Source organism: Kitasatospora sp. NPDC042419 (genome assembly GCF_056437345.1).
In genome coordinates, this window is the sequence record NZ_JBWKAW010000025.1 from 139,293 (window position 1) to 150,821 (window position 11,529).

The window sequence follows — 11,529 nt, forward strand, 5'->3', positions numbered from 1 at the left end:
GGTAGGCCGCGGGTAGGGAGGAGGGTAAGTCAGGTCACCGTTCGAGGTCTACGGTCCGGGCGACCGGCTGCCCGGCCTCCTGCGAGGCCAGCCCCGACCGCAGCCGGCCCAGCCCGGCCAGCGCGGCGACCACGCCGAACACCCCGGCCGTCAGCGGCACCCAGTACCCGGCGGCCGCCCCGGCCGCGTCGACGACCCAGCCGCCGGCCGAGGAGCCGGCGGCGACGCCGAGGGCGAGCCCCGTGGTCGTCCAGGTCATGCCCTCGGTCAGCTTGGCGGCCGGGACCAGCCGCTCCACCAGCGCCATCGCGGTGATCAGCGTGGGGGAGATGGCGATGCCCGCGACCAGCAGCGCGGCGCCGACCGCCACCAGCCCGCCGACCCCGCTCACCGACTCGGCGACCAGCAGCAGCGGCACCATGCTGACCGCCATGAACACGACCCCCCCGAGGAAGCGGCCGGCCATCGACCCGGTCAGCTTCAGCGTCCCGAACACCACGCCGGCCAGGCAGGAGCCGAGCGCCCAGAGCGCCAGGATCACGCTGGAGATCGCCGTGTGCCCCTGGGCCTTGGCGTAGGCGACGGTGACCACCTCGACCGAGCCGAAGATCGCGCCGGTCGCCACGAAGGTGAGGATCAGCACCTGGAGGCCCCGGTTGAGGATCACCGGGGTGCCGGTGTGCCGGGCGGAGGGGTGCACGGGAGGCTCGGTGCTCCGCTGGGCGGCGAACAGCACCACGCCCACCGTCAGGAAGACCCCGGCGAGCAGCACGCCCGCCTCCGGGAACACCGAGGTGGCCAGGGTGACGGCGAGGATCGGGCCGACGATGAAGCAGACCTCGTCGACCACCGCCTCGAAGGAGTACGCGGTGTGCAGCCGCGGTGCCTGGTCCCGGTAGAGGTGCGCCCAGCGGGCCCGCACCATCGCCCCGGCGCTCGGCATCACGCCGATCCCGGCCGCGAAGACGAAGAGCGTCCAGGTGGGCGCCCCCAGCCGCGCGCAGAGCAGCAGCCCGATGGCGGCGGCGACGGTGACCGCGGTGGCGGGCAGCAGGATCCGGCGCTGCCCGTGCCGGTCCACCAGCCGGGAGACCTGCGGCCCCAGGACCGCCGCGGACACCGCCATCGTGGCCGACACCAGGCCGGCCACGCCGAAGGAGCCTCTGAGCTCGGAGAGCATCGTGACGATGCCGATGCCCGTCATGGAGATCGGCAGCCGGGCTATGAACCCGGTGGACGAGAAGGCCAGACTGCCGGGTGCGGCGAAGATCTGGCGGTAGCTGGACAGCACGGGAGCTCCGCAGGGGGGTAAGGAACGAGGCCGGTATGGACAGCCTACGAACCTTGGCAAACGGGATTTTTCCGGGCACCCGGGGCTGCCCCGGGACCGGTGCCCCGTCCCGCAGTGGCAGGATCGGTGCCATGTCCGACGCGCGCAACACCACCCCCACCGGCGCCGCCCCGTACGACGCGCTGCTCCTGCTCTCCTTCGGCGGGCCCGAGGCCCCCGAGGACGTCGTCCCGTTCCTGGAGAACGTCACCCGCGGCCGGGGCATCCCGAAGGAGCGCCTCCGGGAGGTGGGCAAGCACTACTTCCTGTTCGGCGGCGTCAGCCCGATCAACGAGCAGAACCGCGAGCTGCTGGCCGCGCTGCGCAAGGACTTCACCGAGCACGGCCTCGGCCTGCCGGTCTACTGGGGCAACCGGAACTGGGCGCCCCTCCTGGTCGACACCCTGCGCGAGATGGTCGCCGACGGGCACCGCCGGATCGCCGTCCTGACCACCAGCGCCTACGCCGGCTACTCCGGCTGCCGCCAGTACCGGGAGAACCTCGCCGACGCGCTGGCCGCGCTCGCCGCGGAGGGCCTGCCGGTGCCCGCCGTCGACAAGCTCCGCCACTTCCACAACCACCCCGGCTTCGTCGAGCCGATGGCCGAGGCCACCCTGGCCGCCCTGGCGGGGCTGCCCGAGGACGTCCGGGCCGGTGCCCGGCTGGCGTTCACCACCCACTCCATCCCGGACGCCATGGCCGAGACCTCCGGCGCCCCGGACGACCCGGCCCGCGGCCGCCCCGGCGGCGCGTACGTCGCCCAGCACCTGGACGTGGCCCGGCTGGTCGCCGCCGCCGTCGCCGAGCACACCGGTGTCCGGGACCGCCCCTGGGAGCTGGTCTTCCAGAGCCGCAGCGGCGCCCCGCACACCCCCTGGCTGGAGCCGGACATCTGCGACCACCTGGAGGCCCAGCACGCCGACGGCGCCCCGGCCGTGGTGATGGTCCCGATCGGCTTCGTCTCCGACCACATGGAGGTCCGGTACGACCTGGACACCGAGGCGGTGGCCAAGGCCGCCGAACTCGGCCTGCCGGTCGCCCGGGCCGCCACCGTAGGCGCCGACCCCCGGTTCACCGCCGCCGTCCGCGAACTCGTCCTGGAGCGGGCCGCCGCCGAGCGCGGCGAACCGGTGACCCGCTGCGCCCTCGGGGCGCTCGGCCCCGGCCACGACGTCTGCGCGGTCGCCTGCTGCCCCAACCCGCGCGCCCCCCGCCCGGCCGCCGCCGAGCGCTGACCCCTCCGAGGAGACCTCCGTGACCAGCCCCGCCGCGCCCGAACCCGCCGTGCCCGGCTCTGCCGATCCCGACTCCGCGCTGCCCGACCCCGCGCTGCTCGACGAGCTGCTCGACGTCGCCCTGGACGCCGCCCGCCGCGCGGGCGCCCTGCTGCTCGACGGCCGGCCCGCCGACCTGGGCGTGGCCGGGACCAAGAGCAGCCCGGTCGACGTGGTCACCGAGATGGACCTGGCCTCCGAGAAGCTGGTCCTGGAACTGATCACCGAGCGCCGCCCCGAGGACGGCTACCTCGGCGAGGAGGGCGCCGAACGCCCCGGCACCAGCGGGGTGCGCTGGGTCGTCGACCCGCTCGACGGCACCGTCAACTACCTCTACGGGCTCCCCTCCTGGGCGGTCAGCGTGGCCGCCGAGCTGGACGGCCGCGCGGTGGTCGGCGTGGTCTTCGCCCCCGCGCGCGGCGAGCTGTTCCAGGCGGTGCTCGGCCGCGGCGCGCAACTGGACGGCACGCCGGTCGGCGCCCGCCCGGCACCGCCGTGGGGCCAGGCGCTGATCGCCACCGGCTTCAACTACGTCCAGCCGGTGCGGGTCCGGCAGGCCGAGGTGCTGCTCGCCCTGATGCCCGAGGTCCGCGACATCCGCCGGGGCGGCGCCGCCGCGGTGGACCTGTGCGACGTCGCCGCGGGCCGGCTGGACGGCTACTACGAGCGCGGACTGGCCCCGTGGGACCGGTCCGCCGGCTGCCTGATCGCCACCGAGGCCGGCGCCCTGGTCGGCGGCCGCCCCGGCCACGGCCCGGACGGCGCGCTGACCGTGGCCGCCGCGCCCGGCGTCTACGAGCCGCTCCAGGAGCGCCTCGCCGCCCTGCGGGCCTGGGCCGACTGACCGACCCGCCCCCGCCCGGGACGGGCCGGCCCCGGCGGCCTGCCCCGGGACAGCGAAGAGCCCTGGCATACGGGGGATGCCAGGGCCTGGGTTTTCGCACGGCCCCCTCAGGGCCGCTGGTGCCGGAGGACCGGCGTCGGGTCGGGTTTCGGTCAGGCGGCGGTGCGGTGGCGTTCCAGCACCGTGTCCACGCCGTGTTCGGCGGCGAGCCGGCGGAGGTCGTCCAGCTCGGACTGTTCCACCTCGGCCAGGAATTCGTCCCCGGCCTCGATCGCGCGGTGCAGGTCCTGCTCGGCGTTGGCGATGCGCTGCAGGATTCCGGCGGTGAAGGCGTCCATACGGGCCCCCTTACTGTGTCGGACGTGCACGGTCGTGCGTCCCCCGCCCCGAGGTCGTGGTGGTCAGCGGAAGCGTCCGAGCCGGGCGGTGAAGATTTCCGGTCGGGCGCGGAGACGGCCCTCGGCCGCTCCCGGTGACGCCCCAGCCCCAGGGCCGGCGCGGATGAACGCACGGCGGGTGGGTGCGATCGGCCTACAGCCAGATCGCGGGTGTGCAGCTGTCCTCCCCGCCCCCGGGGCGGGGAAACCTCCCCGCGCGAGAAAGTTGCCCGCGTCACAGTCCAATCGGACTGGTGGAGACCCGAACCGTCACCGGACCGTTGCCGGATGTCCGCCCACCGGTGCCTCCGGGGCAGCTTATCGCTGCTTTACCGCAGGACCAGGCAGGATGGAGGCACCGTCGGAGCCGCGCGTCCGCTTCCGGGGCCGGCCTGGAGAAGGGACAACAACCGTGCGGGTTCTCGTCGTCGAGGACGAGCAGCTGCTCGCCGAGGCAGTCGCCACCGGCCTGCGCCGCGAGGCGATGGCCGTCGACGTGGTGTACGACGGGGAGGCCGCGCTCCAGCGCATCGCGGTCAACGACTACGACGTGGTCGTCCTGGACCGGGACCTGCCGCTCGTCCACGGTGACGACGTCTGCCGCAGCGTGGTCGACCAGGGCCTGGCGACCAGGGTGATCATGCTGACCGCCTCCGGGGACATCAGCGACCGCGTCGAGGGCCTGGAGATCGGCGCCGACGACTACCTCCCGAAGCCGTTCGCCTTCAGCGAGCTCGTCGCCCGGGTCCGGGCGCTGGGCCGCCGCGCTACCGTCCCGCTGCCCCCCGTCCTGGAACGGGCCGGCATCTCGCTCGACCCCGGCCGCCGCGAGGTGATCCGCGACGGGCGGCCCGTCCAGCTCGCCCCCAAGGAGTTCGCCGTCCTGGAGGTCCTGATGCGGGCCGGCGGCGCCGTCGTCTCCGCCGAGCAGCTGCTGGAGAAGGCCTGGGACGAGCACACGGACCCGTTCACCAACGTCGTCCGCGTCACCGTGATGACGCTGCGCCGCAAGCTCGGCGACCCGCCGGTGATCGTCACCGTGCCGGGCTCCGGCTACCGGATCTGACCGCACCGGCCCTCCGCGGCCGGCCCCATCGCGCCCGCCGCCGCGGCGGACGCCCCGAGAGGACCACCATGACCTCCCCGCCCCCGGCCGGCGGGCCCTCCGGCGCGCCCGTCGGCGGGCGCGCCGCGGGACCCCGGCCCGTGCCGCCGAAGCCCGTGCACCCCCCGCGCGCCCCCCGGCTGCACCGCCCCTCGCACGACACCTACGTGCCCGGCGACGGCATGCTCGCCTGGATGCCGTTCCGCCCCACCATCCGGATCCGGCTCACCCTGCTCTACGGCGGGATGTTCCTGATGGCCGGCGTGGTCCTGCTGCTGCTCATGTACTTCTTCCTCCGCCAGGCCCTGCACGACGTCGCGCCGCCGCCCTTCATCTTCGAGAAGGGCACCACCGTCAACGGCGTGGTGATGACCCCCGAGCAGTTCAACCAGTTCCTCGCCAACCGGCACCAGACCGCCTCCGACACGGCCCTCAACACGCTGCTGCGCAAGTCCCTCACGGTGCTGGTCTGCCTCGCCGTGATCGCCTTCGCGGCCGGCTACGCGATGGCCGGCCGGGTGCTGCGCCCGCTGGGCCGGATCACCCGCACCGCCCGCGAGGTCGCCTCCTCCGACCTGCACCGCCGGATCGAGCTGGACGGCCCGGACGACGAGCTCAAGGAGCTGGCCGACACCTTCGACGACATGCTCGACCGCCTCGACCGTTCCTTCGACTCCCAGCGCCGCTTCGTCGCCAACGCCTCGCACGAGCTGCGCACCCCGCTGGCGATCAACCGCACCCTGCTGGAGGTCCAGCTCTCCGACCCCGGTGCCTCGAACGACCTCCAGCAGCTCGGCAAGACCCTGCTGGCCACCAACGAGCGCAGCGAACAGCTGGTGGAGGGCCTGCTGCTGCTCGCCCGCAGCGACAACGAGCTGACCGACCGCCGTCCGGTGGAGTTCTCCGAGGTGGCGACCCGGGCCCTGGAACAGACCCGGGCCGAGGCCGGCAACCGCGAGGTCGAGCTGCGCGCCACGCTCCACCCGGCCACGGTCGCGGGCAACGGGGTGCTGCTGGAGCGGATCGCGCTCAACCTGCTGCAGAACGCCGTCCGCTACAACTCGGCCGGCGGATGGGTGGAGATCACCACCGCCCCGGTGCCGGGCGGCGGCGAGCTGGTGGTCTCCAACACCGGCCCGGTCGTCCCCGGGTACGAGCTGGAGCACATCTTCGAGCCGTTCCGCCGGGTGAAGGGCGCCGACCGGACCCGCAGCGACAAGGGGGTCGGCCTCGGCCTCTCGATCGTCCGCTCGGTGGTCCGGGCGCACCACGGCACCATCGAGGCCACCCCGCGCTCCGGCGGCGGCCTCACGATGCGCGTGCGCATCCCCGGCGTCTGAACCGCGCCCCAGGGTCCACCGGGAGCCTCCGCGGGCCCTCCTGCCCCCGCCAGGGGCCACCACGCCCCCCTCGGGGCCGGTCTCCGCGGTCCCGGTCGGCCAAGCTCCGTGCGCCGACCATTCCGAGCCGCCCCCGTCAGGCCTGTCAAGACGACATAAGGCCTGGCGGGGGCGGCTTGTCTTTTCCGGCCCGAGCAACTTACGGTGTCGTAACCTACGCAACCGTAAGTGCGTAGCCGACGTGCCCGTCCCAACGCGCTCGTCCCGCGCGTGCCCGTCCCCCAGGAGCCAGACTCGTGACCATCGCCCCCGTGCAGCGCAGCGCCTCGCTCGGTTCGAGCACCTGGACCGACGCCCGGCTGATCCTGGCCCTCGAAGAGGTCGTGGAGAAGGAGCTCAACCGCCACCTGAAGGTCGCCAAGGAGTGGATGCCGCACGAGTTCGTCCCCTGGAGCCAGGGCCGCGACTTCGACGGCGTCCTCGGCGGCGAGGCGTGGGAGCTCGGGCAGTCCAAGGTGACCCCGCTCGGCCGGGTCTCGCTGGTGGTCAACCTGCTCACCGAGGACAACCTCCCCAGCTACCACCACGAGATCGCGACCATGTTCGGCCGCGAGGGGGCCTGGGGCACCTGGGTGCACCGCTGGACCGCGGAGGAGGGCCGGCACGGCATAGCGATCCGCGACTACCTGCTCACCACCCGGGCCGTCGACCCGAACGAGCTGGAGCGGGCCCGGATGGCGCACATGTCGGAGGGCTTCGAGTCCGACAACGCGCACAGCATGCTGCAGTCGGTCGCCTACGTGGCCTTCCAGGAGCTCGCGACCCGCATCTCGCACCGCAACACCGGCCACTACGCCGGCGACCCGCTCTGCGACCAGCTGCTCGCGAAGATCGCCAACGACGAGAACCTGCACATGGTCTTCTACCGGAACCTGCTGAAGGCCGCCCTGGAGATCGCCCCGGACCAGGCCATGCGGGCCATCGCCGACGTGGTGACCGACTTCCGGATGCCCGGCCACGGCATCCCCGGCTTCGAGCGGGCCGCCGCCCAGATCGCCATCGGCGGCGTCTACAACCTGCGCATCCACCACGACGACGTGCTGCAGCCGGTGCTGCGCCACCTCAGGGTCATGGAGATCGACGGCCTCGGTCCGGAGGGCGCGCGGGCCCAGGAGGAGCTCGGCGTCTTCCTCGCCGGGCTGGACGCCCAGGCGACCAAGTTCGACGAGCGGCAGGCGGCGCTGCTGGCCCGCCGGGCGGCCCGCCAGGCGGCGCAGTAGCCGACGCGGCGGCCGGCGCGGGAGCGGTCCCGCGAACGGTCCGGTGGACGGTCCGGCGGGTGGCCCTGGCGGCCGCCCGCCGACCGGTGTGCCGGACACGAACCTCGGGCGCCGGGAGGCCGTGGACCGAAGCGCTCCGGTTGGGGGGATTTTCCACGTTTTGCCCGGGAAGATTCAGAACGTGAGCAAGCTCACACCGTGTCGCTCCGCGATGCGGTCCGACCCCGGAGCGTGATCATGGCCCCGCGGCCGATGATCGCCGTCCGTGAGCGGATCGATGATCGATTTCGGTCCGGAGGATTGACCTGCTTCCCTGGTGGGCAAGGGATTCGGCGGGTGCCCCGCGGACCGCTGATCACTCTCCGTGGTCGTCGCAGGGGCGTTCAGGCGGCGCGGCGATGGCCCAGCGTGAGGCCCCCGACATCCGAGTCGATCACCCCAACGGACCCCCGGCTGAGTGTCGATTGAGTAACGGGGCTTGAAGTAAGGCAAAATCTCCGCCTCGGGTCGGGCACAAGACCGACCCCCCATGCGTTACGTGCGCTGGAGATACCGCACACACCGCACAACCCGGAGGGGGAGAGCGAAATATGGCTACCGACTACGACACCCCACGCAAGACCGATGACGAGCTCAACGAGGACAGCATCGAGGAGCTGAAGGCTCGGCGGAACGACAAGGGCGGCAGCTCTGTCGACGTCGACGAGTTCGAGGCTGCCGAGGGCATGGAACTCCCCGGCGCGGACCTCTCGAACGAGGAGCTCTCCGTCCGTGTGCTGCCCCGGCAGGCCGACGAGTTCACCTGCATGAGCTGCTTCCTGGTCCACCACCGCAGCCAGCTGTACAGCGAGAAGAACGGCAACCCGATCTGCCGGGACTGCGGCGCCTGAGGACCAGGGCGGCCATGACTCGGGCCTCGCGCGTTCGGCGAGACCGGTACTACGCCCCTTCCGGCCCCGGGCAGCGGGGCCGGACGGCAGCACGGGCGGCCGCTGAGGCGGACGCACCAGTCATACGGTCATACGGAGATACAGAGGGACGGTCCCGCGAAGGCGGAACCGTCCCTCTCCGTTTTTCCGTTGTCCCCGCTCGGCGAGGCTGCCCGGTCAGGCCCGCTCGGTGAGGCCCGCGCAAGGCCGCTCGGGGCCGGCTCGGGGTCGGCCCGGCCCGCACCGGCCACCGCCCGGCCCGCTCAGGCGCGGGCGCCCCGGCGGGCCTCGTCCAGGGCCTCGGCGAGCTTCATCGGCGAGCGGGTCGACAGGTACAGGTACGGCGTCGGGTCGGCCGGATCGGTCACCTCGACCCGCAGCGCCGTCGGGACGTAGCTGCGCAGCAGCATGAAGGCCCGCGGATCGGCCTTCGGCCCGCGCCAGGCCACGGCCTCGGCCGGGCTGAGCGGGTGCGCGGCGCCGAGGGCGTCCACCGGGATCCGGGCCGGTCCGGCCACCAGGGAGCCCTGGACCACCCGGATCCGGGCCGAGCCGTAACTGCTGATCGCGGCCGCACCGGCGGCGATGCCGACCACCAGTCCGACCAGCGCGCCCACCGCGCTGAGACGCAGCAGGATCAGCGCGAGCGTGAGGCCGATCGCGACCGGGAACAACCACCAGGAGCGCGGCGCGGTGAGGCGTTCGTCGTACATGCCCCCATTGTGGGCGCCGTTACGCCCGGCCCGGGACGGCACCCCCGGCCGCCGCCCACCTACCGCTCGGTAGGGTGGGGCGCCGTGACCGGTTCGATAGCCCCCACCTCCCCCTCCACCGCGCCGGCGCCGGCCATGCCGCTGTCGCCGACCACGCCCCCGCCGGAGGCCGTCCTCCCGCCGCGCGCCCCGCAGGCCCCCGCCCCGGGCACCCGGCTCGGCTCGCACTACGAGCACTGCTTCGGCTGCGGCCCGCAGCACCCCTCCGGCCTGCGGATCGACGCGGTGGCCGGCGAGGGCCTGGACGTCTCCGCCGAGATCACCGTCCGCTCCGAGCACCAGGGCGGCCCGGGTCTGGCCCACGGATGCCTGCTGACCACGGCCATGGACGAGATCCTCGGCTCGCTCAACTGGCTGCTGCACGCCCCCGGCGTCACCGGCCGGCTGGAGACCGACTTCCTGTCGCCGGTGCCGGTGGACACCCTGCTGCACCTGCGCGCCTGGGTGACCGGTGTGCACGGCCGGAAGGTCTACAGCGCCGCCGAGGCCCGGATCGGCGGACCGGACGGACCGGTCGCGGTGCGCGCGCAGGCACTCTTCATCCAGGTGAAGCTGGAACACTTCACCAAGCACGGTCGTCCGGAGGACATCGAGAAGGTCCTCGACGACCCTGACCTGATGCAGCGCGCCCGAGCCTTTGAGGTGAACCCTTGACCAGCACCCCCCGCCCGCCCCTGGACGTCCTGATCCGGCGGATCGACCCCGAGCTGCCGCTGCCCGCGTACGCGCAGCCCGGCGACGCGGGGGCCGACCTGCGGACCACCGTCGACGCGGAGCTGGCCCCCGGCGAGCGGGTCGTCCTTCCCACCGGTGTCGCCATTGCGCTGCCCGACGGTTACGCGGCGTTCGTCCACCCCCGGTCCGGTCTGGCAGCTCGTTGCGGTGTTGCTCTGGTGAACGCCCCAGGGACGGTCGATGCCGGGTACCGTGGAGAGATCAAGGTGATCGTCGTCAATCTGGACCCGCGCGAGGGGGTCAGCTTCCGCCGAGGGGACCGGATCGCCCAGCTGGTCGTCCAGCAGGTCGAGAAGGCCCGCTTCCACGAGGTGGCCGAGCTGCCGGGGTCGGCACGCGCCGAGGGCGGGTTCGGGTCGACCGGCGGCCACGCCGCGGTCTAGGCTGCCCGCGGCCTCGCAGGAAGCCGAGCAGGTATTCGCATCGGTCTTGGACCGGGAAGGACAGTGACCGTGTTCCGTCGTCGCCAGAAGAGCGAGGACGCTGTCGAGCAGCTCGCCGACGACGCCATCAGCGCCGACGAGACGGCCGATGACGTCGAGGGTTCCGCCGAGAGCGAGAACGTGACCGACCTGGACCCGACGGACCGCGTCGGGCTGCCGCCGGCCCCGCGTCCGGACGGGCCGTGGGACCACTCCGAGCTGGAGAATCCCGAGGAGGGCCGGGTCGACCTCGGGGGCCTGCTGGTCCCCGGTGTCGAGGGCATGGAGCTCCGGGTCGAGGTGGCCGGCGAGTCGATCGTCGCCGCCACGCTGGTCCTCGGCAACAGCGCCATCCAGCTGCAGGCCTTCGCGGCTCCCAAGTCCGAGGGCATCTGGGGGGAGGTCCGCGAGGAGATCGCCAACGGCATCACCTCGCAGGGCGGCGTGGTCGAGGAGGAGGAGGGCCCGCTGGGCTGGCACCTCCGTGCACAGGTCCCCGTCCAGCTGCCGGACGGCACGCAGGGTGTCCAGCTGGTGCGCTTCGTCGGTTGCGACGGACCGCGCTGGTTCCTCCGCGGCGTGATCTCCGGCCAGGCCGCGGTGCAGCCCGAGGCGGGCGGCATCCTGGAGCAGGTCTTCCGGCAGACGGTCGTCGTCCGTGGTGAGAGCCCGATGGCGCCCCGCGACCCGATCGTGCTGAAGCTCCCCGAGGACGCGCAGATGGTCGCCGACGGCGGCGGCGCGGTCGCGGCCTCCGGTGAGGGCGACAGCCGGTTCGGCAGCGCCGCGCTGGACCCGTTCGCCCGCGGCCCGGAGATCACCGAGGTCCGCTGAGCACGCCGATCGCCCCCGTCCGCACCGCCGGCCGGGGGCGATTTGCATGTGGCGGGCGGATCCCCGTACAGTTCCGGAGTCGCCGCGAGAGAGCGGGGGCAAGTGGAAAGCAAATCCGATGAATGAAACTCCGGGAAAAACGGGGCGGAAAACGTCTGATAAGCTGGAAACACGAAAGCAAATCGGGTGAGTGAAACTCCGGAAAACGGAGCGGAAAACATCTGGTAAGCTGGAAACACGAAAGAACGAAGCGCCCGGAGGGCCGGTGTGAAAGCCGCCTGAAGGA

General features: G+C 73.2%; 12 protein-coding genes. 9 read left to right on the top strand and 3 right to left on the bottom strand.

The window, feature by feature from the left end; translation table 11 throughout:
- Positions 1 to 34: 34 nt before the first annotated feature.
- Positions 35 to 1,291 carry an MFS transporter gene (locus AC067J_RS33740; RefSeq protein WP_478305740.1) on the bottom strand — a complete coding sequence of 419 codons (1,257 nt, stop codon included), beginning with the start codon at positions 1,289 to 1,291 and terminating at the stop codon, positions 35 to 37.
- Positions 1,292 to 1,422: 131 nt separating this feature from the next.
- Here AC067J_RS33740 and AC067J_RS33745 point away from each other — a divergent pair, with 131 nt between their 5' ends.
- Positions 1,423 to 2,565, top strand: a complete 1,143-nt coding sequence (locus tag AC067J_RS33745; protein WP_478305742.1) for a ferrochelatase — start codon at positions 1,423 to 1,425, stop codon at positions 2,563 to 2,565.
- A 79-nt stretch (positions 2,566 to 2,644) separates the two neighbouring features.
- Positions 2,645 to 3,448 carry an inositol monophosphatase family protein gene (locus tag AC067J_RS33750; RefSeq protein WP_478305766.1) on the top strand — a complete coding sequence of 268 codons (804 nt, stop codon included), beginning with the start codon at positions 2,645 to 2,647 and terminating at the stop codon, positions 3,446 to 3,448.
- A gap of 152 nt (positions 3,449 to 3,600) precedes the next feature.
- On the opposite strand, the gene AC067J_RS33755 is transcribed toward AC067J_RS33750, so the two are convergent.
- Positions 3,601 to 3,786: a hypothetical protein gene (locus AC067J_RS33755; RefSeq protein WP_030301315.1), complete on the bottom strand. Its 186-nt coding sequence runs from the start codon at positions 3,784 to 3,786 to the stop codon at positions 3,601 to 3,603.
- 451 nt (positions 3,787 to 4,237) lie between these two features.
- Between AC067J_RS33755 and AC067J_RS33760 the strand changes: the two genes are divergently transcribed.
- From AC067J_RS33760 to AC067J_RS33775, 4 genes are all read left to right on the top strand, one after another.
- Positions 4,238 to 4,891 (top strand): response regulator transcription factor, encoded by a 654-nt coding sequence (locus AC067J_RS33760; RefSeq protein ID WP_148642660.1) that lies wholly within the window; start codon positions 4,238 to 4,240, stop codon positions 4,889 to 4,891.
- A gap of 68 nt (positions 4,892 to 4,959) precedes the next feature.
- Positions 4,960 to 6,270 (top strand): sensor histidine kinase, encoded by a 1,311-nt coding sequence (locus AC067J_RS33765; protein ID WP_478305745.1) that lies wholly within the window; start codon positions 4,960 to 4,962, stop codon positions 6,268 to 6,270.
- A gap of 296 nt (positions 6,271 to 6,566) precedes the next feature.
- Entirely contained in the window at positions 6,567 to 7,550 is a 984-nt protein-coding gene (locus AC067J_RS33770; protein ID WP_478305747.1) for an acyl-ACP desaturase, read from the top strand.
- A gap of 590 nt (positions 7,551 to 8,140) precedes the next feature.
- A complete protein-coding gene (locus tag AC067J_RS33775; protein WP_327681335.1) occupies positions 8,141 to 8,440 on the top strand; it encodes a DUF4193 domain-containing protein in 300 nt (99 codons plus the stop codon).
- A gap of 302 nt (positions 8,441 to 8,742) precedes the next feature.
- Here AC067J_RS33775 and AC067J_RS33780 read toward each other — a convergent pair whose 3' ends face one another.
- On the bottom strand, positions 8,743 to 9,192 hold the full coding sequence (locus AC067J_RS33780; RefSeq protein ID WP_478305749.1) for a DUF3093 domain-containing protein: 450 nt from the start codon (positions 9,190 to 9,192) through the stop codon (positions 8,743 to 8,745).
- A 135-nt stretch (positions 9,193 to 9,327) separates the two neighbouring features.
- Here AC067J_RS33780 and AC067J_RS33785 point away from each other — a divergent pair, with 135 nt between their 5' ends.
- The 3 genes from AC067J_RS33785 to AC067J_RS33795 all read left to right on the top strand — a co-directional run bounded on the left by AC067J_RS33785 (position 9,328) and on the right by AC067J_RS33795 (position 11,243).
- Positions 9,328 to 9,906 (top strand): PaaI family thioesterase, encoded by a 579-nt coding sequence (locus AC067J_RS33785; protein WP_478305768.1) that lies wholly within the window; start codon positions 9,328 to 9,330, stop codon positions 9,904 to 9,906.
- On the top strand, positions 9,903 to 10,370 hold the full coding sequence (gene dut / locus AC067J_RS33790; RefSeq protein WP_478305750.1) for a dUTP diphosphatase: 468 nt from the start codon (positions 9,903 to 9,905) through the stop codon (positions 10,368 to 10,370). The genes AC067J_RS33785 and dut overlap by 4 nt, the downstream gene beginning before the upstream one ends.
- A gap of 69 nt (positions 10,371 to 10,439) precedes the next feature.
- Positions 10,440 to 11,243, top strand: coding sequence for a DUF3710 domain-containing protein (locus tag AC067J_RS33795; protein WP_478305752.1), 804 nt, complete (start codon positions 10,440 to 10,442; stop codon positions 11,241 to 11,243).
- Positions 11,244 to 11,529: the final 286 nt, after the last annotated feature.

Excerpts from the sequence above, each read along its gene's own strand:
- AC067J_RS33785 (WP_478305768.1), top strand. The coding sequence starts at position 9,328 with ATGCCGCTGTCGCCGACCACGCCCCCGCCGGAGGCCGTCCTCCCGCCG.
- AC067J_RS33765 (WP_478305745.1), top strand. The coding sequence starts at position 4,960 with ATGACCTCCCCGCCCCCGGCCGGCGGGCCCTCCGGCGCGCCCGTCGGC.
- AC067J_RS33775 (WP_327681335.1), top strand. The coding sequence starts at position 8,141 with ATGGCTACCGACTACGACACCCCACGCAAGACCGATGACGAGCTCAAC.
- AC067J_RS33755 (WP_030301315.1), bottom strand. The coding sequence starts at position 3,786 with ATGGACGCCTTCACCGCCGGAATCCTGCAGCGCATCGCCAACGCCGAG.
- AC067J_RS33780 (WP_478305749.1), bottom strand. The coding sequence starts at position 9,192 with ATGTACGACGAACGCCTCACCGCGCCGCGCTCCTGGTGGTTGTTCCCG.
- AC067J_RS33745 (WP_478305742.1), top strand. The coding sequence starts at position 1,423 with ATGTCCGACGCGCGCAACACCACCCCCACCGGCGCCGCCCCGTACGAC.